Consider the following 23,937-nt stretch of genomic DNA (forward strand, 5'->3'; position numbering starts at 1 on the left):
CCTTTACTTCGTGTGCAGGACGAACAAATTGACCGAGTAGGGATGCACTTGCGCCTCGAACGACACCCCGCCTGACGCACGCGATACCGGGGGAAGCGACTGCTTCACCAGCCCCACCTCCGGCGAGCGATTCAACGCAGCGAGCGTCTCTCCGGCCGTCTGTTGCACGAGCCCCTCGACCGTGCGCCGTTGCTCCCCCGAGAGCTTCGGCAAGACCGACTGAATCTCCCGCGCCTGCCTCGGCGCATCCCACTTCGAAAATTCCCCGCTCGTCAGGCCCCACTGCGTCAGCTGCTCGCCGACCTTGGCCTGAATATTTCCGACCGCCTTGGGTTGCAACGCCGCAATCGCCGAGCCTGCCCGGGCCGCATTCCCTCGCTCATCGTCGACCGCATAGACGTCAAGCGCCGCATTGCCGTCGCCGGGTACCCCGTCCAGGGCAATATGAACGGGCCTCCGGCTGTCGCGCTGGCGATAGAACTCGTCGAGATAGGCAAGTGCTTCGAGTTCTCTCTTCGCCGAATCGGATAGCGCCAAGCTGCCGATCGATCGCTTCCCCGACTCCACTTCCTGCACGACGCCCGGCGTCAAGACCTTCGCCCAGCCGGCCAGTTCCTGCAAGGAATAGCCGTTCGCGATCAGCGTGCGTCCCTTCAGCGCCATCGGAGTTTCGGCCGGCCAATGAAAATTGGCCACGAGTACGTAGACCGCCTCCTCCGTCCTCGACGCCACGACCGACAGGTAGGGATCATTCGTAGTTGCCCGCAACCGCGATCCTTCCAACATACCCATCGCCTTGAACGCGTTGAACACAGGCTTTACGATGCCGCTGCGATTGAAGAGCCCGAATCCCCCGAAAAACTCCTTGCCGCCGAATTCCTTGTCGCGACGGCCCTGCGCCAGGGATTTCCACTGCCAGTTCTCGAAAAGATTGAAAAAGTTATGGTCCGCAATCCCAGCCTGCTCCATCGCCACCACCGCCTGCACCGCGTACGCGGCAGCAAAGCTCTGATCGCGCTCCTGGCTCAATTCGTTGGGATCCTTGCCGAAATTCAGCCAACTGTTCCATGACCCGTTGATGAGCGGCGTCGCCGGATCGTAGCCGCCCTGTTTAAGCCATTCCCGCACAAATCCCACCGGCACCCGGTACAGCAGCGGGTCCCCCTTGGGATCGGTATTGAATTGATGCCAGACCACGAAGTCGAGCGGGAGCTTCTGTAGCCCAACCTCCTGCGCGGAGGTGCGCGAGCAGTAATCGATGAAACTCTTGAGCATCGGCTGCTTGCCGTCCGAGCCGGGGCCCTTGGCCCCCCACCAGGACGTGGCCGGCCCCCCGACCTTCGCGGCCGGATCTGCTCGGCGCGCCCCCACGACAAAGGCGCGGTACAGCGTAAAATAATCCTGCTCGGTCGCATGCTTCCAAAACATCGGGGAATCCGGCTCGTCCCACAAGACGAACAAGGCATCGAGCTTCAATGTCTCGTTGAAGAACCGGACGTTTGCCTCCACGAAGTCTGACCAGCCGCTCAGATCGCGCGGCGGCCGGAGGTATCCGTCCTGGCCGCCTTGCCGCAACCATCGTGGCATCTCCGTGAGCCCCACGATGACCCGCCCCCCTCGAGCGTGAGCCTCCATCGCCCACTTGGTCGAGGGCAGCGAAGGCAACTGGCGTACGTACTCCGCCAGGGACCCGACATCGAAAGCATCCTTCAAGGGCATGACCTGGATCAGCCCCGGCTTCAGTTCTGAAAAGAAGGTCTTGAAGGACTGATCGAGCGGATACTCGTTGAGAAACATGCCTGCCCGGAACAGGGACGGCATCGGACCGGTCGCCTCTTTGGCATTGACGGTGATCGTCGATGTCCCTGCCGGTTCGGCCGCGCGCGTCTCCGGTGGCGAGCCACACCACATGAATGCCATCAACCCCAAGACGGAGAGTCCCCAGCGTTTACAATGCATGGCCACCTCTCTTTTCCATGAGCATCCGGTGGTAGAGCGCGGCATACTGGTCCTGCATCGTGCGTAACGTAAACAGGTCGAGCAACCGCTGCCGCCCGCGTTGTCCCAATTCTGCAGCCCACTCCGGCCGGCGCAGCAGCGTCAACAATCCTTCCGCCAACGCCTCCACATCCCCGGGCGGCACCAACCATCCCGTTTCCCGATTCACGACCGCTTCCGGATTGCCCGCCACGGCGGTCGCCACGATCGGCCTGGCCTGGGCCATGGCCTCGAGCAACGCGACGCTGAATCCCTCCTGCAACGACGGCAGGCAAAACAGGTCGAACAGCCGGAGCAAGGTCGCGGCATCGTTTCGCCACCCGGCGAAGATCACCGACTCCCCCAGGCCCAATCGCCCGACCAACGCTTCCAGCTCCGCGCGCAAGGGACCATCTCCGACCAACACGAGCCGACAGGTGGGGAACTCCCGCAACACGGCCGGCATCGCCTCGACGAGAAAGCGGGTGCCTTTCTGGACCTCATGCAGCCCGACTGTCCCGATGACCGGCGCGGTTTCCGGCACACCGAGTTCCCGCCGCATCCGCACGGTATCGACGGCTTGCGACAGCCGCTCGGGATCCACGCCGTTGTAAATCACGGCGACCCGGTCGGGATCGACCAATTTTCTGCCGCTCCAGGTGTCTTTCACATACTGGCAGATCGCGACATACCCGTCGGTGCAGCGATCCATGAGTTTTTCGATCGTCCAGAACAGCGGCCGCAAGGGCGAGCGGTCGAAATCCAGCGTCGCGTAGCCATGGAGCGTGAACACGACCATCGGCACACCGGCCAGTCTAGCCGCAACCCTCGCCAACACTCCCGCAATCGAACTGTGCGCGTGCACGATGTCGAATCGTTCGCGCCGGAGCAATCGCACCAGGTCCAAGAACCCGAGCAGGTTCATCGGATTCATGCCCCTTCGCATCCGGACGGGGAACACCTCGATCCCACGGGCGCGAAACTGTTGATCCATCGGATAGCCGGGCCCAAACGCCGCCGCCACCTTGAATTCACGACGATCCAATCCGTCCAAGATGGCATACACCACCTGCCCGAGCCCTCCGGCGGTGGTCGTCAGCACATGCAACACGCGCGCGCTCATCCTCCCACCTCTGCATATACATCCAGGGTACGCCTCGCCGACGTCTTCCATGAAAACTGCTTCGCCCGGCAAAGGCCGGCCTCCACCATGAGGCGCGACGCAGCGGCATCGCACAGTACCGCCTTCATTCCTTGCGCCATGTCCTCGGGATCCAACGGATTCACCAATCGAGCCGAACCGGCTGCCACTTCCGGAAGACCGCCCCGATTCGAAGCCACGACCGGCACCCCGGAGGCCATGGCTTCGATGACGGGAATGCCGAACCCTTCGTGGAACGACGGGAGCACGAACAGCGCCGCTCGCCGGTACAGCTCCGGCAATGCCTGATCCGACACATAGCCCGGCAAGGTAACGTATGATTCCAGCCCCAGTTCTCGCACGCGCGGCAGCGGATCGGGGAAACTCGAGTCGCGCTTTCCCGCCACTACAAGCCGAGGTGCGGCAGGCATGATCCGGCGGAGATACGCGTAGGCATCGAGCAACCCCATGATGTTCTTGATGGCAGCGAGCACACCCACATACAGAATGTAGGGATCCCGCGCCGCCGGCCGATCTTGCCCCTGTTGGGCCCCATTCAAGGGAGAGAATTCCTCGCCGACGCCGTTCGGAACGACCAGAATGTCCTCCGCCCTCGCCCGCATCCAAGGGCAAAACGTCAGGATTTTCCCCTTCACGAATTCGGACACCGTGATGATCCGCGTCGCCTTGCGAATGCCGCGTTTGGTCATGGTCTGAAAATACAGTTTGGTCCAACGGGACCGAAAAAACGTCTCTGCCTCGAACCACGCATCATGCACCGTCAAGACCGTCGGCGTGGGAGCCAGCAGCGGCATCCCGTAGTCGAACGTGATATGCAACAGGTCCAATCGAGCGCGCGTCACCTCGTACGAGAGCGACAGGTGTTCACCCAGCAGAAAAGGTGTGCCTGGGATGGCCCTCCATTCGATGTTGCTTCTGCCCTTATAGAGCGCGGTCAAGACGTCGAGGTCGCGGGGCTTCACAAACAGAACAAACGTATGCTCGGGGGCGTAAGCCGAGGCGGCGTCGATCAACTCCCTGGTATAGCGACCGACCCCGGACCGCAGTCCGAGCCGCGCATCAATGCCGATCCGCACGGACCTCGTTCCTTCCTTCGTTTGCGGGACCTTGACAGCGCATCGACCTCACACTACTCTTCGCGCGCCATGTTGGGCCGCACCATCAAAGACGTCGCATTCAAAGCCATCGCCGGAATCGGCACAACGCTGGCCGGCCCATCCAAACCACTGCATGAGTTCCGCTCGCCGCGCCGCATCCTCGTCTTCCAGGCCGGCGGGGTCGGGGACATCATTCGGATTTTTCCGCTCCTCGAATCGCTCAAGGCGACGTTTCCTGCCTCCGAGCTGTGCACCCTTTCTCCCTTCCACACCACCGTCTTCGGACTCTTGCCTGACCCCGCCATCCTTTCGCGATCCTTCGGCTACAACCCCACCAAGGACCATCGCACGCTCGCAGCGAAGCTCGCCCTCGCACGGCAAATCCGAAACGAGCGATTCGATCTCATCGTCAACCCAGCCAGAGGACAAGGCATGCTCCAGCATGCTGTGTTGACATTTTTGTTCGGCGCGCCGATCAGGGTCGGCTTCGACCACTCCGGCGCCGGCTTTGCCAACAACGTCCGAATTCCACTGACCCCGGACGAACCCATCCTGCATCAGAATCTCAATCTCCTTCGCACACTGGGCATCGCACCCCGCGTGAACCAGATTCGCATCCGCGTACCGGAGTCGGAATGCGCCGCTCTGGATACGCTCTTGGGACATCCGATCGACAGACTGTCTCCGCTGATCGCCCTGCACCCCGGCTCCACGTGGGAATCTCGTCTCCAGTGGAATGTCTCGCGCTATGCGGAGCTGCTCTCCTGCCTCCTGCGACGATACGACGGTACGATCCTGTTGCTCGGGACCGCTCCGGAACGGCACATCGGACAGAAGTTGACAGCGCATCTTGCCTCGCCGCGAGTCGTCAATCTCATCGGAACCACCACGCTGCCCCAAGTCACGGCGCTCATTTCTCGCTGCGCACTGTTCATCGGCAATGATTCCGGCCTGCTCCACATCGCCCTCGGGCTTCGCACTCCATCCATCGGGCTCTTCGGCTACACATCGCCGCGCCAAGTCATCTGCCCCGATGGGCCTTGTGTCGCCTTGCATAAGCCGGGGGAATCCCATCTCTACGAACACCAGCCGTTCTTCACCTTGGAGCAGCCGGGACCGAATCCTCTCGATCACATTCAGGTCACGGACGTTCTGGAAGCAGCCGCGTCGCTGTTGGGTGACGAGGCAGCATCTTCTCCAAGCGACTGGTAGGAAGCCTGCCCCGCTTGTCCCTCGCGCCTGGCCCTCGCTTGCCGGTAGACCACCAACGTCTCTCCGGCGATCCTCTCCCAGGAATAGCGCGGCTGACTCACCGCCTGAAAGCCGATCGTTCCCATCTCCGGTAGCCTGCTCCGCGCGGCAATGGCCCGACGAAAAGCTTCCGTCAGGGCCCCGGCATCGCCCGCTGCTGCAACGAAACCGGTTTTCCCTTCGACGACCAGATCGCGGAAGCACGGCAGGTCGGACGCAATCACCGGCCGTTCGAACGCATAGGCCAAGTGCACCGCCCCGCTGGTCGTGCCCTTGATGTAGGGCAGCGCAACGATGTCGTGCCGCCGGTACTGTCGCTCGATCTCCCCGTTCGGAACATAGCCGGCCTCCAATCGCACATTGGGCAATTCCTTGATACGGTCCAGCAAATCCTCGTCACCGGTGTTGACACGGCCGATGATCGTCGCCGTGACGGCCTCGCCGGCGGCGAGCAAGCGACGCATGGCCTCCAGAAAGGCCTCGATCCCCTTATGTCGCTTCACGCCCATGAACAACACCCGCAGCGGCGCGCCAGAGTCGTCAGGAACCGACTCCTCGCACGCCGCACCGGAGCGAAAGCAGAGATAATTGCCGTGAGGCACCACCGCGGCATCTTTGGTGCCAAGAAGCGGGGCCAGGCGCAGGCGTTGCTCCTGGTCATGCACGATGGCCACGTCCGCCAGCTTGAGTTGCACCGCACCCAACGCCTGCTCGATAGCCGTCGGTGCCCCAACCCGTTCGGCCGTCGTCAATTCATGGACCGTGCGGACGACCGGGATGCGCAGCACACGATACGCGAGCAGCAACGCCGTATCGAACCAAGGCCAGCCCGTGCCCGTATGCAAATGGACGATACCCTGCCCTGCTCGGCGAATCTCGCGAAGGTGCCGCCGCCAGTTCGTAAAGAATTGCCGATACCGCCGTAGCCTCGACCCACCCGCCGGCCCCAATACTTGAAACTCGAGGCCTGGTGCGAACAACCGCCGCTCATCGTCGGGAACCGTCGGGTTGCTTCGGTCCTCAAACAGCGCCACGAGCCTCACGGCACATTGGCCCGTCCCCACCAGCGCATTACCGAGTTGCACGCAGTAATGCAAATACGCGCCGATCGGCATATCGATAACGAGAAAGACCGTGGGATGCGGTTGTATGCTCGCACTGCTCGTCATGCCAGCTCCTGATAAAGCGCCATCGTTTCGCGGGCCATTTTCCTCCACGAAAACCGCTGCGCATGACGCAGGCCCGCCTCTCGCATCGCTGTTCGACGCGTCGCGTCAGTGAGGACGATCGACAATCCATCCGCGATTGAATCGGTCTCCGCCGGATCGACAAGGAGCGCGGCGGGACCGACGATTTCCGGCAAGGCGGCAGCCTTCGAGGCAATGACCGGCACGCCGCAGGCCATGGCCTCGAGGGGCGGAATTCCGAACCCCTCGTGCAACGACGGAAACGCGAAGGCCCTGGCACCCGCGTAGACTGCCGGCAGATCGCTTGCGGTAATCACCCCCGGAAGACACACCGCATTGCCCATCCGTAGCTCGGCGATCCGACGGCGCAGGGCCGGAGTCACAGGCCCGAACGGGCCTGCCAAGACGAGTTGATGCGGCTCGGACACCCGCCCCTGCAGCAAGGCAAAGGCATCGAGGAGACGGAGGAGGTTTTTCTTTTCCTCATGGAACCCCACGAACAAGACATAGGGAGCCCGCAACCCATACCGCGTCGCCGTCTCACGAATCGAATCGACCTGTTGGTCGGGATGGAACTCGTCGCCGATTCCCGGATAGATCACGCGAATGCGCTCCTTCGGACAATTCAGGCGCTCGGCCAGATCATTCTGGGTAAAGCACGACACCGCGACCACAACATCGGCCCTCTCCAGCGCATCGACCGTATGCCGCCGGAACTGCTCCGCACCGGCTCGGTCTCCGGGTGAATAGAGGTCCGGATCCAAGAACTTCAGATCATGCACGGTGACCATCGAACGCTTCGCATAACGCCCCGGCGGTAACCGGAACGTGGGGCCGTGAAACACATCGAACCGGCCGACGAATCGATCGACCGGAAAGGAACAGGCATCGAGGGCGCTCAACAGGCGGAAGGGCACACGGCACAGCCGCTTCTGCACGTTGGCTGCAACGGAGTAGCGATGGATGGTCTCCTCTATGGTCTGACTACGCCAGTTGAAAAACAGCAATGAATAGCTGTGCGACCCGCCCGCCTCGCTCAGTCCGTGCACGAGCCGATGCGTATACTGGTAGAGACCCGCCTGATAAGACGGGCTCTGTAACGCCACCCCGTCAATTCCGATACGCATAGGCCTCCGGCACCGCCCCCATCGAACCGTTTCGGGCGGCCTTCTCATAGACGCGCAGGAGCGAGTGGATGTGAGGCGCTACGCGGAAACGTTCCTCCACCAGTCGTTGCCCCGCCTCCCCCATGGCCCGAGCCCGCTCCGGATGCTGCAGCACCTCGTCGATCCGCGTAGCCAAATCGGACGGATCCCCCTGCCTCACCAGATAGCCGGTTTTGCCGTCCTGGAGCCATTCGCGGATTCCGCCGGCATCGAACGCGACTACCGGCTTGCCGAATGCCATGGCCTCGATTCCCACCAGACCGAACGCTTCCTTCACCGTCGAGGGCACCGCCAACACCGCCGCCCGCTCATACTCACGATCCAGATCGGCCCCGGACAACCACCCGGCAAATCGGACGCGATCTGCCAGTCCTTCCTGCACGACACGCTGTTTCGCCGGCGCCTCCAATGGTCCCTCCCCGATGACGACGGCGCGCCAGGATTGCGCGCGAAGCAGCGGCAGCGCATCAAGGAAGACTTCGATGCCCTTCTCGGCGCTGAGTCGTCCCACGAAGAGAATGGTCTCTCCCTCGGTCCGATCATCCCGACTCGACGGCCGCTTGTCCGTGAAGTGCGGTACGACCGTGACCCGCTGATAACCTTCCCCTCGAATTTCCTCCGCGAAGGCCTCGCTGGGAGCGATCCAACTCGCCAACCGCCGAAGCGCCGGTCGCATGACCCGCCGAAGCAACCGCTCGTACTGCCCCAGAGCCGTCATGGGCTCGCATCCGCTTCTCCGAGGGAGCAGATGCAGACTATGCAACGTAAACACTGTCGGCACCCGTTTGCACAACCACGCCAGGCTGACCGGACTGAATAAACAGTGGCAATGCACCACATCCGGCTTGATGGTCTCGAGCAGTGGTTCAAGCCATCGGCGCATGCCAAATCCACTGAACAGGCCGTGGGGCTTCCGCTCGCACCACATCTCCTCCCCCGGATCGCATTCCGACCCGGTCGGGGTGAGATACAAGACGGGGCACTGATGGCCCTGCAGTCTGAGTCCGGCGCGCAGCTGAGCCAGGTAGACTTCTCCGCCTCCATAGCGCCCTGCGCGATCATGAATATGTAGAATCGTCACGGATCTCCTGCAGTCCTGCGTGCCGTCGATACAGGCCTAGAAACTCCGCCGCACGGCCCATCCAATAGGCCTCGGCGAAACCGGTACCGCCCAATGCCATATGCCGATATGCGTTGAGACCGAATACGCCGGACACCAGATCGTTGTCTTTCAACTGGCTTCGATAGGCCTGCAGCGCCTCTCGCTTCGTCGCCGCGGTGTCCGATATGTCCACCAACACGTTTGGAAACAGCGGCGTCCAGACCTCGTAGGCGAGGCACATGAACGCCGGCCGCCGCTCCGCGATCAGGTCGAGCAGGATGGCCGCCGTCGCCTTATGATCCGCGTGCTCGTCCGTAAAGAACGGGGTCAGGACAAGATCGGGGTTCACGTCATCCAGCAACGCGGAGACCGCCTGTCTTACCGTCTCGGTCGAACGCAAGCGTGCATCCTCCTCATCCAAAAAATACTCCGCCGACACACCCAAGACACGGCATGCGCGCTTGGCCTCTTCTTTTCGCGTCGCGACCAATTCCGCCTGATGGGCAACCTGTTCCGCCCCGGACAACTCCGCCAACCGGCGGTCACCCTGCCGCCCGTCCGTCATGAAGAGGACGCGGACATCCTTGCGGGACTCCGTCATCTTCCGGATGAGGCCGCCACAGCCGACGGTTTCATCATCCATGTGCGGCGCCAATACGACCACCCTGGAACCGGGCACCTCCGTCAACAACTCCACCCCCCGATCCCACCGGCTCCCCATGGTGGCCGCACCCAGGTACCGCGCAAGTCGCTCCGTGTAGTTCACGCCGCGCAGCCAAGCTCCGACCTGCTGTCGGACGCTGCGCTTCGCTTCTCCCCCTGCGTGATCCGCTTCCCGCCCGTTCATCTCGTTGTCCAGCTCTAGTACTGCCCCAACGTACCGGTCGCTTTGGTCCAATTCACGGCGTAGGAGAATACCGCCAAGCCGAGAGGGAAGAGCACCAGGCCGAACAACGCCAGCGCCGCGATCTGCGGTATCAGTTGCTCGATCGAAGCTCCCCGCATCAAGGCTTCTCGCATCCCCTGCACGGAATGGGTGATCGGGAGCAAGGCCGAGAGCGGCCTGGTCCACGACGGCAACACCTCGGGTGGAAAGACCACGCCGCCGAGAAATACGGAGGCAAGGCTCATCACCACACTGATATCCGCCTTCTTGAACACCATGACGAACGCCGCCATGAGAATCCCCACGGCTGCAAAGGACAGGATCGAAAAGAACAAGATCAGACCCGCACCGGTCAGATTCGGATTCTCCAATCGAAAACCGTAAAACGCTCCGCCCACGGCAAGGATGAATAGAAATCGGAGCAACGCCAGCATATAGCTCCAGAGCGAGGAGTAGATCAGCAACGCCGGTACTTTGACTGGCGAGAGCAAGATCATCTCCAGCGTTCCCATCATTTGGTTGTCCCGGATACTCACGTTGAACGTCGCCAAGCTGACGTTCAGAAAGTCGACGAAGGCCACGCCGACCAACAAGAACGCAAAATAGTTGCCGCCGTAGTTCTTGAGCAGAGGGCTTTGGCTCAGTCCCAACACCTGTCCCGCGTAGTACAGCACCGACACGCCCCCGAAGAGCAGCAGCATCTGCGAAAGAAACGCGGTTCGATAGCTGGTGGCCATGAGACAGTCGCGCTTGAGAAATGCCCACGCCGTGCTATTCATGCTCCTCGCGGCCTCCTTCTCGGATCAAATCGCAGAACACTTCTTCGAACTTCGATTCTTCGGCCGTACAAGCCAACACGCGTCCTCGACGCCCCACGATGAATTCGATCACTTCGGGAAACACCGCCCGATCGCGAGGAAACGTCACCTCGAGGGTCCTGATGCCGTTCATGCGCACCGCCTCGGCGCAGTCCACGATCCCGTCGATCGCCGCCAAATCCCGCACATCCTGTTCGGAAAGCCCACCGATTTTGAGGAGATACCGTTGTAGGCTGTGGACCGACTCACGGATTTCACCGATGGTCCCGCAGGCCAGCAGTCGCCCGCGATTCATCACCGCCACCCGATTACAAATCTCCTCCGCTTCCGTCAGAATATGGGTCGTCATCAGCACGGTCTTCTTAAACGTACCCGCCACCCGTTCCCGGATCAGCCCGAGCAAGATTTGCGCATTGATCGGATCGACGCCCTTGGTCGGCTCATCCAGGAAGAGGACCTGCGGCTCGTTCAACAGCCCGCGCGCGATGGCCAGACGCTGCCGCATACCGGTGGAGTAGGAATCGAACCGTTGTTCAACGGCGTCTTTCAACCCCAACGCGTCCACCAGCTCATCGATTCTCCGGTCCACCTCTTTCCCGAAGATGCCGTGGAGCGCCCCGAAGAAACGCAAGTTCTCTCGCCCGCTCAATCGCCAATAGAAACTCCGCTCGTCGCTGGCCACGAGGCCGATCAGGGTCCGCACCTTGGCGCCCTCGGCTACCACATCATGCCCACAGATGGCGGCCCGCCCCGACGAAGGCCGAAGCATCGTGCTGAGCATCTTCACCAGCGTGGTTTTTCCTGCCCCGTTCGGGCCAAGCAAACCGAAAATCTCTCCCGCTTCGATCGAGAGCGAGACGCCCGCCACCGCCGTCTTCTGACGTTGAGAGCCCCCCGACAGCCACTGTCGTAACCCCAGGCGTGACGTGAAGTGCTTGGTCAGCTCAACGGCTTCGATCGTCATGCTCATGACGCGCCCCTTTGTCTCGTTGCCACGGCACCGGTCAGCAAGTGCCGAACGCCCCGACTACGCTCCACAATTTGCACCCGCCAGCTCGGTCTGTGCAGGTGGAGGGCATACTGTGTCCTGGCACCGGTCGCCCAATGTGCCTTGTAGGCTTCCTCCCCGCGCAAAAAGTTGTATTCGCTGATCCCTTGGAAGATCGCGTGCTCCAGAACCCGTGCCTGCATGATCAGCGTCGTGCCCTCGCGCGACCACTCGACGTCGTAGCAGGAGTTGTACGCATACAGCGTGGTCCCGCCTCGCAGACACAGTTCCGCCGCCACGGTGAGTCCGTTGAGCTTCAGCACGAACAGGATCAGCCAGCCGTTCTTCGCAAACAGCCGCGCCATCTCGCTGCGAAACGCCCGATACTCCTTCGACGTCAGCAGCGGATAGTCGGCAAAGCGTTTGGCGTAGAGATCCAGGAATGTCGGGAACTCGCGCTCGATATCGTCGGGATCGGTCAGAGGCAGGAATTCCAGACTGTGCTTCTTCGAGAGGCGGTTGCCGTAGTATTTCACGTTCCGTTGGGTGCTCGTCCCCCGAGTCGCCAAGAACTCCGACCAACCCTTCGGCAAGGCTACGAACGGCAACTTGCCGGTGGGGCCTTCACTCAAACCACGCAGGGTGCGCAGGGATGCCCGATAGGTGCGCAGAGGCGACTCGTCCGGCAATTCCGGCAGATCGAGATAGTCGATTCCCTGTTCAGCGATCGCGGCGGTGATCAAGTCGACGACTTCCGCCTCGTAGCCTGGTCGCGCCAGAATGTCCTGCATATCGGTCAGCGGCGCGCCCAGCAGCGTCGCGCGCGACACGAAGGCCAGGCCTACGGCCCCCATGACTCGGATTTGCAGTGGGCAGGCTCCGACGAGCCGCCCGCCCTCCGCGCGCACCAGCAGCACGCACAAACGCGTGGAACCGCCATAGTGCGTCCAATAGGTGCTCAACCACTCGTGAGTACTGAACGGCGACTTCCCCGCGTCGCGAACGAGGGCGTTCCATTCGTCCCGCAGCCCAGCGAAGGCCGAAGCCTCGTGCAAGACGGTTACGCCGAAGGTTGCCATTGCTCGATTTCCTTCGCCATCCACTGCATATGCTCCACGGTCAAGTCTTGATGGATGGGCAACGCGACCGCCCGCTGTTTCAACCACCCCGCCGAAGGGAATCGCTCGGCGGGCCACTGTGCGTGCGTCTCGCGCCACAAGGGAGCGGCTTCAATCCCGCGACGGCGCAAATAGTCGATCAAACCGTCGGCATCGTCCACGACGACTGGACAGAGCCACGGGCAGGCTCCGTCCGGCAAGGCGGTGAACAGTGGCCGGACCAGCCCGGTGGAACCGATTCGCCCGATCAACTCCGCGAAGTTGGCCCGGCGACGCCGAACGACCGCGGCGTGATCCGTTCGTTCGACGATCCAGCGTGAAAGTGTCGACATGCCCCAGTCGGCGCCCGCAACTCCAAAATCGAGCGAAGGATCATTGGCCCTCGGATGCCTTCGCCGACCGGTCAGCCTGTTCCAGAAGGCGAATGGAATGCCTGCCGTTCCCGCCGCCCGCGCCATCACTCGACGCCGCATCGGGATGCCGACGCGATGCGCGCTCCGTTGGGCCTCGAACCGCAACATGCTGAATGTTTCTTCAGCCGGGGGTGGAACGGCGCTGTCGGACACGGAGGCCGATCGCAGGGCTCCGCCCTCCGGAACCGGAAGAAACTTCCTCAGGCTATAGACCGCCATCGCTCCCGACTGGCCGCAGGCTTGATTGCGGAGATCCCGGCTGTACAGCGCGTGCGCGCAGTCTTCAATCAAGGCCAGCCCATGTTCCCGGCACAACGCGTGCGCGGGCTCCAGTTCGACGGGAAATCCAAAATAATGGATCACGAACAGCGCGCGCGTCCGGGCATCCACCAGCCGATGCAGGGCCGTCCAATCGATCGACAGGCTGGGATCGACATCGTAAAACGCGATGTTCAATTCGGCTTTCACACAGACATCCAGTTCGGCTCCGCAGTGGTAGGCAGGAAACAGCACCCGGTCGCCTGGTTTCAGCCCCAACTGCCGAAGGCCTTGCCACAGGGCATTGCTGGCGCTGAACTGCAGGCTGATCGCGCGGTCCAATAACACTGGGGGCATCCCCATGGCCACGGACGACCACGTTTCGCCGAACAGCACTGGAGCGGCCTGCACCTTCAACGTCACGATTCCGCTCCCGTCCCGCGCCGGCCCCTCCACAGACGCACCAGCCGTTTCAGGCCCAATAAGGTTCGCGAATAGGCCGAAGAATTGAACACTTCCACATGGTGGTGCCGACGTGTATGGGTCTGCCAGCGACTGGTGAAGTGGGTTTGCTGATCGAGATCGATCTCCTTGGCGAGACCTTCGCGGAATGACTGCTCGATCGCGTGACGAATCACCCCGCTTCCTGGAGACGCCTTGTCTACTCCGGCCACATAGGTGGTCTTTTCCGCATAGAGCGTTCCCTCGTAAAGCAGACCGAAAATCGTCGCCATCGGCCGATCGTCGATCTTAAGCACCCACGCACGCCAAGCCTGACGCTCCGCATGTCGTCGAATGATCTCCCGGTAGAAGGCCTTGAATTCATCCCGCTCCGACAGCGACTCTCCATGCCGCACTTTCCAACTCTGCGCCTCGATGCCAAGGAAGTGATCCAGATAGGCCTCCACCTGTTCCGGTGCGTCATAACGGTCGAAGGCCAACCTGCCCAGACTCTCCAGGATTTGCAGTTCCTTTTTGGCGCGTTTGCGATGGTGCCCCGTTTTGGCGGCGAAGTACGCATCCCATCCGCCTCCGAGGTCAACAATGGCATTCTCCCAGGTCGCGATCGGCAAGACCGACCAGCCTCTCCTATGGTTGGCGAACGACAGTCGCATGAGTGTCTCCGAAACGCCCGATGAATCCGACATGCCGTAGAGCGAGAGGATATCCCACTCCGCTCTGGCATCGGCCAGGTGGTCTAGGATGGCGGAGACGCACTCATCCGCTTGCTCCGGGGCTATGACGAAGTTTCCCCGGACATTGCAACGGTTCAGCAAGAATCCCAATTGCCGCACCGGCAAGCCCTTCACTGTCTTGGTAGTCCGCATGAGCGGGGCGACGCCGACGAGTCGGTGCCCGTCCCGAACCAGCAGCACACATAACTCGCCGTCCTTGACGAAGTGCTCGCACCAGAGGCTGACCCATTCATGGGTTACGTAGAGATCGGGGTTGAGTGAGTGCGCGACGAGACGATCCCACTCCTCCTTGAGAGGAATGAGATCGCGCACCGCCGTCACTCGTTCAATCTGCAGCATGTCAGACCTTGAGCCGCTCGATTAGGAACCCGGCACGTGCGGGGACACCGATGCGCCGACTTCAACGACCGCCGCCGGTTTCAGGCGCTCGTCCCGCTTGGGGCGCTTCCGACTCTCGAAGGAGGGATCCGGTTCGATATACAGCAGTCTCGGACGGCGCCGAATCATCGCGGTTCGCCGCGATGTGATTCGCTGAATCTCACGAAATCCAAAATGGGCAGACATGTTCAGCGAGGAGACATTCGTGGTTTGCGTAATCGTGATGCATTTTCTGTAGCCTTGCTCCTTGAAGGAGAGAAACGCGTACTCGAGCAACGCTCCCGTCACCATAGACTTGCGATACTCCGGGTCGACTACCAATCCGTTCCCGTAGACGGTCGTGGGCCCCAGATCAAATTCGAGGCCGATCTGCCGGAGGTGATACCGCTCCACCCCCATTCCCAGGTGCCCGACAAGGCGGCCCCCGTCGAAGGCTCCGAAACCGATCTCGTGGGCTCCCCGGAACAGAAAGTAGTAGAGCTTTTGTTCGAGGCTCATCCGCGGCGCCAATATCGGATAGTCGGCCTCCGTCAGTCGACGAATCGTGTAGCGGGAACGAGCCGTGTAGCGCGGTAGGATGGTGGTCAAATCCAACTCCAAACACAGAAACTCTTCATTCAACCGCACAAACCGTCGCATCCGCCAGGCGACTCGATCGACAAGCCCCTGCCAGCCTTCGTTAGCCAGCACCTCGCCCAATTTCTTCACCCGTCTCAACATCGGCAATGATCTCTTTTCCCGTCGGCGGAAACCCGATCGTAGGTCACCGGAGTCTCGGCCAATTCGAGGAGGACTCGTTCTCGGGTGTAACAGAATGCGATCCGTGCCCCGTGAAAGCCGCAGGCTTCGACAGGGGGGCACACCACGCGCGCGCCCTCCGATTTAAGCCGCACCATCTCAGCATCCAGGTCATCGGTCTTGAAGCACAGGTGGTGGACGCCCCCGCCGGTTTTTTGGAGAAAGCGTGTGATCGGCGAGGCGGCACCCACCGGTTCAATGAGTTCGATGCGACGACCCAAGGACGGCTGAAACAAAAACAGGGCCGACACTTTCTGCAGGGGATCGGTCAGCACGGGTGAGTCCACTTCCGCCCCGATCGAACGGGCGATCGCTTCATAGACCGCGTGGATCGACGGCACCGCGATGCCGACGTGATGAAGGGCACCGCCCGACACACCCGACACACCCCGCGCTCCGACATCGAGCACTCTGTCCAGTTCCCGTGCCCATTCGCTGTTCATCTCGTCGGGCGCGTCGATCCCATTGATGCCGCTCATACGCATTGTTCCGCCGTAACGGTTTGTGGCGAGCCGAGGGTGTGAGACTCACGACCCCGATCCCAGGCCGTCAATGCTTCCCTCGTCACCGACCAAGCCGGCGAATCGAGGTGTTGATGCACGGGAAGCGCCACGACATGCGCACGGAGAGAGGCTTCCTCAGAAAACTTCTCCGCGGGAAACAGAGGATGAAGCTCCCGCCACATCATGAAAGTCTCCAGCCCCCTTGCGCGGAGGAAGCGCCGAAAGGCTACCGGATCCTCCACGGTCACGGGGTAGTACAGGGGGCACGCACCCGCTGGAAGGTCACTCAAGAGCGGAGCCACGCAAGAAAGCGTGCGAACGAATGAATCCATCGTGAGATAGTTGCGCCGGCGCGCCATTCGAATCGCCTCATGATCCGCGGTCAAGAATAAATGCCTGGAGACCGCCGTCATGCCCCATTCGCCGCGCTCAACCGCGAATAGGGGCACCCACAAGGGTTGCTTCCGCCAGGAATCATGCGAGGTCTTCGCACTCACGCCGCGTGCCGCCCGCGCCAAGGGCTCCAGACATTTGCGCACCCCCTCGAACCACCCGGTCCCTCGAAACTCCATTTCCAGCAATTGCTTGGTTGCCCGCAGGACCTCATACCCGCTTGGAGGCTGCCCAGGCTCGGGCATTTGCAGATCCGGATTGTTCACCACCAGAGCGCCGCCGAACGGCATAGCTACGCTCTTCCAGAGGCTGAATACGGCCACATCGCCATCGCCTCCGACAGGCCTACCCTCACGTCGGCTATAGAGGGCCATGGCGCAATCCTCGATGAGCGCGAGGCGGTGACGGCGGCAGAGGGCCAGAATCTCGGTGAGGTCCTGCGGGATTCCGTAGTAGTGAATAACGTACAAGGCTCGCGTTTCCGGCCCCACCTGCTGTTCGATGGTCCGTGCGTCGAGCGTCAGGCCCCGTCCCACACCATAGAATGAAATGCCCATGCCGGCAGCCGACAACACGTCGAGTTCGATCCCGCAATGATAGGCCGGAAAAAGCACCTGGCTGCCGGCTTCCAATCTGAGAGCTTTGAGCGCATGCCACAGGGCGTTGCTTCCCCGAAAATAGAAGCGGGTCCGCTCCGGCGTAAACGGTTCGGGCCACAGGCGCGGCCGAAGGGCGGACTGAACCGCCTGCTTCGTCAAGCGCGGGAGCGGATGGGCATGAATGGGCGGATTCGAGTCAGTCATATACCCCGGCTTCTTGCGTGGGCGTCGCTCTCGGCCGGAGCAAGTCACGCACGACGCGGGCGCCGCGCAGCAACCTCGAGCGGGCTCCCTCGTGAAAACATTCGATCTTGAGATACCGTTCCGCGTGCGATGTCCACCGTTGAACGTAGGGCCACGTCATCAAACAGTCGATTCTGTCCGCACCGCTGCGCCAGGTGTCGCGCAGATACTCCTGCATCATCACCATTCCCGGCGAATGTTTCGCGAACTGGACGTTGTGTTTCGTGACAAGGGCGAACGAGGTGCGCCCCAGGTCCACGGAAAACCAGCCGGCTACGGGCTTGCCGTCCACCGTCATGAGTCTCACTTCGGCCGCGCCGCTCCTGGAGAATTCCTTCCCGAGAAACAAACCCGCTTCGGCCGAGACCCGGTCGCTCTCCGGCGACTGCTCCTGTTTGTGCCGGTGATTGTCCTCCTGAAGGCTGTAGACGATCCGAAGCTGCCGATCGACTTCGGCGGGTTCCCTCGTACAGTGAAACTCCAGGGCACCGGCCCGCCGCAAACGGTTCTCGTTATTGCGCAGATGCTTGCGGAAGTGCACCCCGCAAGAATGCAGAAAATCTTCCCACTCCCTTTGGATCGGCATCACCGAAGCTTGATTGAACGATTCCCACGCGCCTAGGGACAGTCCGTTCGGAAGACCGAGCCGGGGCAACGCCGCCACCGTACGCGATTGTTCGGCCACCCCCTCGAACCGGGCAAGATCCCAATCCTGCCGATGCTCGGACAGGTACGCCAACATGGCCGCAAGCACCTGATCCGACTCGTCCGCCACCACGAAATCGCCTCGATACCAGGGCAGGCTTTCGTGCAAAAAGCACAATTGCCTCAGTGTGATGCCGCAACGCATTACTCGGCGAATCTGGAGGGGTGCGAACCCGACGAGGCGACCGTCCTGCCGGACGATCAGGACGTACAGCTCGTGCTCCGAGCAAAACCACCGCCGGCACATCGTGAACCACTCATGCGTCAGCAACAGATCATGCTGCTTCGAGTCCCGCAGCAATGCGTTCCACTCATTGCCGACCGCAGAGAACTCTCCGTCAGTCGCGAGGCGCGTGACCGTCAGCATATCTGGCCTGCTTCCTAACTCTTCGAACCGGAACCCTACACCTGTGCGTGTGTCCGCCTCGGCGCGCGTTGCCCCCGTTCCCGCTGAATCGGCCCCTGGTGCTCCGCGTCCAAGACGGTTACCCAACGCATCCCCAAGACCTTCTGCACGCGAACGCGACGTACCTGCCGAAACTCGAAGTGCCGCGCCAGAGCCAACGAACTATGGTTGAGGGTCTCGATCCCCCCCAGAACACGTTTGAACCCTTCGTCTTTCAGACGCAACATGACGGTTTCTTTCAAGAACCCCGCCGCTTTTCCGCCCCTGTAGCGGGGCTCGACCTCGATGGCAAGATTGACGATGTGTCGGTCGTCCGGCGGAATCGGGTAACAAAATTCACGATTCACCGGTGAGTATTGTCTCCCGACCAGCATCCACCCCGCCCAGGCCATCCCGTCATACAGCGCAAACACCCGGCAGCCCTCCCCGATCGCATCCAGGAGCACCTGCCGATCCGCTTCGGGCAATGGGCAGGCCTGCGAACCGAGGTCCGTCGCGCCGACTTCCCGAACCGTAAATGAGGGATGTTTCGTATAGCGCGGCAAGAGCGTATCCAGGGACCGCTCGACATGGATCAACTCCTTGGAGTCATACATCAGCTCGAACAGTCGGCTCATCCGCCGCCGTACTGCTCCCCATAACTCTTGCCCCACGCCGCCGCTCCTCCCGGTCCCAGTCGCTACCGCACCGCCGGAGTGATAATGACCGTCTGCGTAGTCTTCCCGCTCGCGCCGGTCAAGGCGTCGCGCACCTGCGGACCCAGCACGATGGCCTGTTCGAAGAACACCAGCGGGAACAAGGCCTGCAGGACATGGCCGAAGAACTTGTCCATGTCGGCCACGAAGCTCCTCGGGACGAATATCACGTCGCCCGGCTGCAGCTGCACGTTGGGCGTGAGCTTGTTCCCCTCGAAAAACTCGTCCATGTTCAGCCGCTGCAAATCCGGTTTGCCCGCCTTGTTGCGGACGAGCACGACACTCGTCCGGTCGGCTCCGTCGGTAAACCCGCCGGCTTTGGAAATGACCTCCGCCGCCCGCATCGAACTCTCCAGCGTAAAGACCGACGGCGCTTTGACTTCGCCGAGCACGTAGACTTTATGGCTCTTGATCGAACGTACCGAGAGGCTGACCTGTGGATCGACAATGCGATCCTTGAGCCGATCCTGGATCACCCGCCGCAATTCCGTGACGCCCAGCGTCTTCACGTCGATCTCGCCGACGAGGGGATAGAAGATGATCCCCGACCCAGGGACCGTGATCTTTCTGGTGAGATCGTCGTACTGATACACCTCGACTTCTACTTCGTCGCCGGGCCCGAGGGAGAACTCGCTGAACTCAAAGGCGGGCTGTCCTCCGGGCGGCTCTTCCGGCTCATGCGCCATCTCCACCACCTTGCTGGCGCACCCGATCCCGAACTGAGTACAAAACACCGCGATCACCAGCCACACCGCCGCCCGCATCCGCCACGTATTGCGCATCAGAAGTATCCCAGCCCCTTTAGACTCGCCATGATCTTTTCCGCATCTTCAGTCAGCATGTCCTCGCCCTTGGCCTCGAATGGCTCGGCGGCCTCGCTCCACTGCACCGACCGGTTGGCCAGGCACGCGTCGGTGAATACGTCCTCCAACACCCTCCCATCGAGGTCGGCCGGTACCGGCACGTCGAGGGCGTACAGCATCGTGGGGAAGAGATCGATCAGCCTCGCGTCCGTCATTCGCCGATGTCGAATGTTGGTCCCATGCGCGACCAAGACGCCATCCATTCGATGGTGTGCCGAGAACCACGGCCACTTCGGCTTGGCCCAGAGCCCCCGACGAAAGACCCCGAATCCCAGCACCCCGACCCCGTACGTTTCGAAATCGTTGAAGCACAAGATGATGTCCGGCGCCGCTTCGACGAACGGACCGTCATAGACCTCTTCGCGTCGTTTCGCATAGGTCAACAACGGCTGCCCGGTGCGCGGGTGAACGACCTTCCGCAGCGCGGCGATGACGCGATCCCTCACCTGCTCGTACTGCTCGGGCGGCACACTGCCGTGCGGCTCCCGGCCTCGCAGGTTGATATAGATTCCCTGCTGATCGTCCAAGTCCATGAACGCGACCGTCCGATCCCAATCCACGCACTCGATGAGATGTGTCTCGGATTCGGCATTGCACTCCGCCGACGCGCGGTCTTCTTCCGCCGCAGCCGATCTGCGTACACCGATTCGCTCCAAGACCCGCCCCGCCTTCTGTACGACCCGATGGCTGCGGATCTGGTCCTGAATGAGATTCGACAGATAGACGCCTTCCTTCACCGTCAGGAATCCTTCTTGAGCCAGCCACCGGTTGGTCAGGAAAAAATCGGTGGTCGGGCCAAAGCCGTGATCCGACACGATGAACAGGGAAGTCTCCGGCCCGGCGGCCTCGCGCAGGGCACCCAGATGTTGATCCATACGGACGAAAAATTCGTCGAGCAACCGCCGCACTTCCGCGGCATTCGGCTCGCGGTCCGCTTCGGGATCGTTGAACAGGAAATTGCCGAAGGCATGTTGCAGCCGATCGGTCTCGGTGATCGTGGTCATGAAGAACTCCCAGGGCTTTTCCCGCATGAGATACAGGGAGATCTCCTGACGCCGATCCATGCAAGCGATCATGTCCCGCAGAATTTGCGGCTTCTCGTTCGCCCGGTAATTGGTCCACCACACGTCGGTGGAAAAGGTCCCGAAGCGCGCCGTGAGCTCCTTGTACAGTTCAGGCGGATGCGCCTGACGAGCCTCGGCATCCGGCGGGGTAAGCATCCCCGTCAGCATGAACCCGTCGACGGGGTATGGGGGAAAGGTGATCGGCACGTTGATGGCGCCCACCTTTTTCCCGTGTGTCGTGAGAACTTCCCACAGGCTGCGCGCATGGATGTCACGAAAGCTGATGATGCGCTTGCCTTTCCGGCCCGGCGCAAACTTGTAGAAGTCGTAGATCCCGTGACGGCCCGGATCTTTCCCCGTCATGAACGACACCCACGCGGGCCCCGACACGGGCGGCACGACGGAACGCAACGGCCCGCTCACGCCTTCGCCGATCAGCTTCGCAAGATGAGGCAACAATCCGCGATGCATCATGGGGGTGAGCACATCGAACGTCGCCCCATCGAGCCCGACCACCAACACCTTCTGTGTCCCTGTCTCGACCATAGGCCCCCTTTCTCTGCTCCTCCCGGCGGATTTCCGCCCTGTCCCGACCGTCCCCTATAGTCAGGTCGAGGCGAGTACAATTCCACCTGCGATAGGTTCTCCGTGATGCTCCAACGTGAACCGCCCCATAGCCGCAATGGCTCCGAACGCATCGGCCACGACCGGTGCGTCCAGTTCGAGCTCGACCTCCGCCACCTCGGAGGCTTGGATCTCTCCGGCATCCGCCTCCACAAGCGCCAACTCCGCCGGATCGAATCGCTTGGCGATCCTGGCAATGCGCGCCGTCGTTTCCTGCGTCGTGCCTTTCCAGGTGGCCCGATCGCCGAGCCGGCCCGGTCGATCCGACAGCCACAGCAAGGAGGCTCGCAGGCGATCGCGACAGACGACGGGCCCCTGATCGACGAGCACCTGTCCACGGCGCCACTCCTGCTCCGGCGCCTCGATACCGACGCAATCTCCTTCAGGCGCCTCGGTCACATTGGGCGCGAGAAATTTTCTGATGCCCCATGTGTCCGGCAGGCGCAACCCCTCGGGCATCACCCACAGCGGGCACCCCGTGCGCAATACGCCGGACTCGACTCGACCCACCCCGATGCGGCATCCCTCAACGTCGTAGGAGTCCTGGATCGGCAATCGCAAGGCCTCGCTCATCCGCTGGGCCCGCTGAAACCCACCGAGCGTCTCCACCACCGTCGGCCCCTGGTACCAAGGCATCTCTTCCGAACGGGTGACCAGGTTGTCCCCCAACCGCGCGGCGATCGGAATCACCTCTGCCGCGCAGACACCGCAGGCCCGCAACACGCGCTCGACTTCGCTCTTCATCTCGGCAAACGCGCGTTGCGAATAACCCACCAGATCCATCTTGTTGACGACGACGGCAATCGACTTGATCCCGAGCAGTCCGAGGATGTAGCAGTGCCGCCAGGTTTGCTCCTTGATCCCTTGCGTGATGTCCACCAACACCAGCGCCGCTTCCGCCTGAGACGATCCCGTGACCATGTTCTTCAGGAACTCCCGGTGCCCCGGGGCGTCGATGATCACATAGCGACGGCCTCCGTGCTGGAATTGCATTTGCGCCGAATCGATCGTGATCCCCTTCTCGCGCTCCTCGGCAAAGTGATCGAGGATGTGCGCATATTCCCACTGAACGCCTTGGCGTTCGGCCGCAGCTTGAATTTCCTCGAGCTTGCCGATGGGCAAGGAATCGGTATCGTGGAGCAGGCGGCCGATCAGGGTGCTCTTTCCGTGGTCGATATGGCCGACGATGACGACGTGAAGCGCTTGCTCGCTGAGCTGGTGAGGAGTCTGGTGATCGGTCATCACATGTACCCCAGCGCGCGAAGTTTCTGCATCGTAAACGCGTCCTCTTTGTCTTGCGCCCGTCCCGCTCGTTCGGCCGTCGTAGTCGTCTGCAGCTCGATCAGAATATCGGCGACGCTCGCGGCGTCGGAATCGACCGGGGTGCAGCAGTGGGTACACCCGATGCTCCGATACCGCTTGCCGCCGTCGCTCATGTAGAGGGAGGTCATGGGGATGCGTTCCCGTTCGATGTAACGCCAGATGTCCAATTCGGTCATGTGCAGGATCGGATGGACCCGCACATGGCCGCCCTCGTCCGAGACCGAGCGGTATTGGTCCCACAACTCGGCGGGCTGATTGACGTAATCCCAGGTGAATTTGTCGTTCCGTGGCGAGAAGACCCGTTCCTTGGCGCGGATGCCGTGCTCGTCGCGGCGAATGCCCAGCAACAGCGCCTCGAATCCGTATTTCGCAATGGTCATCTTCAACGCGTCGGTCTTCAACGCCGAGCAGCAATCGAGCTTGGCACCCTTCCACGGAGCCATGCCGGCGTCGATCGCCTCTTCATTGCGCCCCACGATGAGATTGAGGTTCCACTTCCGGGCGTACTCATCCCGAAATCGATAGATCTCCGGAAACTTGTAGCCGGTGTCGATATGAATGACCGGAAACGGAATACGCCCGAAGAACGCCTTGCGGCACAGCCAGAGCATGGTCGTGGAATCTTTACCGATCGACCACAACATGGCCATGTTCTTGAATTGGGCGTAAGCTTCCCGAATGATGTAGATACTTTTATTTTCCAGAGCGGTCAGATGATCCATTC

22 protein-coding genes are annotated in these 23,937 nt (G+C 61.6%); 1 reads left to right on the top strand and 21 read right to left on the bottom strand.

Annotated features, from left to right (window positions below; translation table 11 throughout):
- Window positions 1-3 precede the first annotated feature (3 nt).
- The 3 genes from KF814_03570 to KF814_03580 are packed head-to-tail and all read right to left on the bottom strand — an operon-like array spanning window position 4 to window position 4,215.
- Entirely contained in the window at window positions 4-1,959 is a 1,956-nt protein-coding gene (locus KF814_03570; protein ID MBX3235208.1) for a hypothetical protein, read from the bottom strand.
- On the bottom strand, window positions 1,949-3,100 hold the full coding sequence (locus KF814_03575; protein MBX3235209.1) for a glycosyltransferase family 4 protein: 1,152 nt from the start codon (window positions 3,098-3,100) through the stop codon (window positions 1,949-1,951). Before KF814_03575 ends, KF814_03570 begins: the two co-directional genes overlap by 11 nt.
- Window positions 3,097-4,215: a glycosyltransferase family 4 protein gene (locus KF814_03580; GenBank protein MBX3235210.1), complete on the bottom strand. Its 1,119-nt coding sequence runs from the start codon at window positions 4,213-4,215 to the stop codon at window positions 3,097-3,099. Before KF814_03580 ends, KF814_03575 begins: the two co-directional genes overlap by 4 nt.
- A 69-nt stretch (window positions 4,216-4,284) precedes the next feature.
- Between KF814_03580 and KF814_03585 the strand changes: the two genes are divergently transcribed.
- Complete coding sequence (locus KF814_03585; protein MBX3235211.1) at window positions 4,285-5,448, top strand: glycosyltransferase family 9 protein; 1,164 nt, start codon at window positions 4,285-4,287, stop codon at window positions 5,446-5,448.
- Here KF814_03585 and KF814_03590 read toward each other — a convergent pair.
- From KF814_03590 to KF814_03675, 18 genes are read right to left on the bottom strand one after another with little or no spacing between them, the layout of a single operon-like run.
- Complete coding sequence (locus KF814_03590; protein ID MBX3235212.1) at window positions 5,373-6,656, bottom strand: glycosyltransferase family 4 protein; 1,284 nt, start codon at window positions 6,654-6,656, stop codon at window positions 5,373-5,375. The two genes, KF814_03585 and KF814_03590, sit on opposite strands and share 76 nt — an antisense overlap.
- A complete protein-coding gene (locus KF814_03595; GenBank protein ID MBX3235213.1) occupies window positions 6,653-7,801 on the bottom strand; it encodes a glycosyltransferase family 4 protein in 1,149 nt (382 codons plus the stop codon). Before KF814_03595 ends, KF814_03590 begins: the two co-directional genes overlap by 4 nt.
- Window positions 7,785-8,921 carry a glycosyltransferase family 4 protein gene (locus KF814_03600; protein MBX3235214.1) on the bottom strand — a complete coding sequence of 379 codons (1,137 nt, stop codon included), beginning with the start codon at window positions 8,919-8,921 and terminating at the stop codon, window positions 7,785-7,787. The genes KF814_03595 and KF814_03600 overlap by 17 nt, the downstream gene beginning before the upstream one ends.
- Window positions 8,899-9,789, bottom strand: a complete 891-nt coding sequence (locus KF814_03605) for a PIG-L family deacetylase (GenBank protein ID MBX3235215.1) — start codon at window positions 9,787-9,789, stop codon at window positions 8,899-8,901. The genes KF814_03600 and KF814_03605 overlap by 23 nt, the downstream gene beginning before the upstream one ends.
- Window positions 9,790-9,803: 14 nt before the next feature.
- On the bottom strand, window positions 9,804-10,607 hold the full coding sequence (locus KF814_03610; protein ID MBX3235216.1) for an ABC transporter permease: 804 nt from the start codon (window positions 10,605-10,607) through the stop codon (window positions 9,804-9,806).
- Window positions 10,600-11,616 carry an ABC transporter ATP-binding protein gene (locus KF814_03615; protein ID MBX3235217.1) on the bottom strand — a complete coding sequence of 339 codons (1,017 nt, stop codon included), beginning with the start codon at window positions 11,614-11,616 and terminating at the stop codon, window positions 10,600-10,602. The genes KF814_03610 and KF814_03615 overlap by 8 nt, the downstream gene beginning before the upstream one ends.
- Window positions 11,613-12,713 (bottom strand): GNAT family N-acetyltransferase, encoded by a 1,101-nt coding sequence (locus KF814_03620; protein ID MBX3235218.1) that lies wholly within the window; start codon window positions 12,711-12,713, stop codon window positions 11,613-11,615. Before KF814_03620 ends, KF814_03615 begins: the two co-directional genes overlap by 4 nt.
- Window positions 12,695-13,846 carry a DegT/DnrJ/EryC1/StrS family aminotransferase gene (locus KF814_03625; protein MBX3235219.1) on the bottom strand — a complete coding sequence of 384 codons (1,152 nt, stop codon included), beginning with the start codon at window positions 13,844-13,846 and terminating at the stop codon, window positions 12,695-12,697. The genes KF814_03620 and KF814_03625 overlap by 19 nt, the downstream gene beginning before the upstream one ends.
- The gene (locus KF814_03630; GenBank protein MBX3235220.1) at window positions 13,843-14,958 is read right to left on the bottom strand and encodes a GNAT family N-acetyltransferase; all 1,116 of its coding nucleotides are present in this window, start codon (window positions 14,956-14,958) and stop codon (window positions 13,843-13,845) included. The genes KF814_03625 and KF814_03630 overlap by 4 nt, the downstream gene beginning before the upstream one ends.
- A gap of 21 nt (window positions 14,959-14,979) precedes the next feature.
- On the bottom strand, window positions 14,980-15,717 hold the full coding sequence (locus KF814_03635) for a GNAT family N-acetyltransferase (GenBank protein MBX3235221.1): 738 nt from the start codon (window positions 15,715-15,717) through the stop codon (window positions 14,980-14,982).
- Entirely contained in the window at window positions 15,711-16,274 is a 564-nt protein-coding gene (locus KF814_03640; GenBank protein ID MBX3235222.1) for a VOC family protein, read from the bottom strand. Before KF814_03640 ends, KF814_03635 begins: the two co-directional genes overlap by 7 nt.
- Window positions 16,271-17,494 carry a DegT/DnrJ/EryC1/StrS family aminotransferase gene (locus tag KF814_03645; protein MBX3235223.1) on the bottom strand — a complete coding sequence of 408 codons (1,224 nt, stop codon included), beginning with the start codon at window positions 17,492-17,494 and terminating at the stop codon, window positions 16,271-16,273. Before KF814_03645 ends, KF814_03640 begins: the two co-directional genes overlap by 4 nt.
- A complete protein-coding gene (locus KF814_03650; GenBank protein MBX3235224.1) occupies window positions 17,487-18,605 on the bottom strand; it encodes a GNAT family N-acetyltransferase in 1,119 nt (372 codons plus the stop codon). Before KF814_03650 ends, KF814_03645 begins: the two co-directional genes overlap by 8 nt.
- A gap of 35 nt (window positions 18,606-18,640) precedes the next feature.
- Entirely contained in the window at window positions 18,641-19,297 is a 657-nt protein-coding gene (locus KF814_03655; GenBank protein MBX3235225.1) for a hypothetical protein, read from the bottom strand.
- Window positions 19,298-19,323: 26 nt separating this feature from the next.
- Window positions 19,324-20,121: a polysaccharide export protein gene (locus tag KF814_03660; protein MBX3235226.1), complete on the bottom strand. Its 798-nt coding sequence runs from the start codon at window positions 20,119-20,121 to the stop codon at window positions 19,324-19,326.
- Window positions 20,121-21,812 carry an alkaline phosphatase family protein gene (locus KF814_03665; GenBank protein ID MBX3235227.1) on the bottom strand — a complete coding sequence of 564 codons (1,692 nt, stop codon included), beginning with the start codon at window positions 21,810-21,812 and terminating at the stop codon, window positions 20,121-20,123. Before KF814_03665 ends, KF814_03660 begins: the two co-directional genes overlap by 1 nt.
- A 60-nt stretch (window positions 21,813-21,872) precedes the next feature.
- Entirely contained in the window at window positions 21,873-23,135 is a 1,263-nt protein-coding gene (locus KF814_03670; protein ID MBX3235228.1) for a 50S ribosome-binding GTPase, read from the bottom strand.
- Complete coding sequence (locus tag KF814_03675; GenBank protein MBX3235229.1) at window positions 23,132-23,935, bottom strand: sulfate adenylyltransferase subunit 2; 804 nt, start codon at window positions 23,933-23,935, stop codon at window positions 23,132-23,134. Before KF814_03675 ends, KF814_03670 begins: the two co-directional genes overlap by 4 nt.
- Window positions 23,936-23,937: the final 2 nt, after the last annotated feature.

Source organism: Nitrospiraceae bacterium, assembly GCA_019637075.1.
Lineage (GTDB): Bacteria > Nitrospirota > Nitrospiria > Nitrospirales > Nitrospiraceae > JAHBWI01.

Bases quoted from the DNA above. Each gene is read 5' to 3' on its own strand.
- KF814_03570 (MBX3235208.1), bottom strand. From the start codon at position 1,959: ATGCATTGTAAACGCTGGGGACTCTCCGTCTTGGGGTTGATGGCATTC.
- KF814_03575 (MBX3235209.1), bottom strand. From the start codon at position 3,100: ATGAGCGCGCGCGTGTTGCATGTGCTGACGACCACCGCCGGAGGGCTC.
- KF814_03585 (MBX3235211.1), top strand. From the start codon at position 4,285: ATGTTGGGCCGCACCATCAAAGACGTCGCATTCAAAGCCATCGCCGGA.
- KF814_03590 (MBX3235212.1), bottom strand. From the start codon at position 6,656: ATGACGAGCAGTGCGAGCATACAACCGCATCCCACGGTCTTTCTCGTT.
- KF814_03595 (MBX3235213.1), bottom strand. From the start codon at position 7,801: ATGCGTATCGGAATTGACGGGGTGGCGTTACAGAGCCCGTCTTATCAG.
- KF814_03605 (MBX3235215.1), bottom strand. From the start codon at position 9,789: ATGAACGGGCGGGAAGCGGATCACGCAGGGGGAGAAGCGAAGCGCAGC.
- KF814_03610 (MBX3235216.1), bottom strand. From the start codon at position 10,607: ATGAATAGCACGGCGTGGGCATTTCTCAAGCGCGACTGTCTCATGGCC.
- KF814_03615 (MBX3235217.1), bottom strand. From the start codon at position 11,616: ATGAGCATGACGATCGAAGCCGTTGAGCTGACCAAGCACTTCACGTCA.
- KF814_03620 (MBX3235218.1), bottom strand. From the start codon at position 12,713: ATGGCAACCTTCGGCGTAACCGTCTTGCACGAGGCTTCGGCCTTCGCT.
- KF814_03630 (MBX3235220.1), bottom strand. From the start codon at position 14,958: ATGCTGCAGATTGAACGAGTGACGGCGGTGCGCGATCTCATTCCTCTC.
- KF814_03635 (MBX3235221.1), bottom strand. From the start codon at position 15,717: ATGTTGAGACGGGTGAAGAAATTGGGCGAGGTGCTGGCTAACGAAGGC.
- KF814_03640 (MBX3235222.1), bottom strand. From the start codon at position 16,274: ATGAGCGGCATCAATGGGATCGACGCGCCCGACGAGATGAACAGCGAA.
- KF814_03645 (MBX3235223.1), bottom strand. From the start codon at position 17,494: ATGACTGACTCGAATCCGCCCATTCATGCCCATCCGCTCCCGCGCTTG.
- KF814_03650 (MBX3235224.1), bottom strand. From the start codon at position 18,605: ATGCTGACGGTCACGCGCCTCGCGACTGACGGAGAGTTCTCTGCGGTC.
- KF814_03660 (MBX3235226.1), bottom strand. From the start codon at position 20,121: ATGCGCAATACGTGGCGGATGCGGGCGGCGGTGTGGCTGGTGATCGCG.
- KF814_03665 (MBX3235227.1), bottom strand. From the start codon at position 21,812: ATGGTCGAGACAGGGACACAGAAGGTGTTGGTGGTCGGGCTCGATGGG.
- KF814_03675 (MBX3235229.1), bottom strand. From the start codon at position 23,935: ATGGATCATCTGACCGCTCTGGAAAATAAAAGTATCTACATCATTCGG.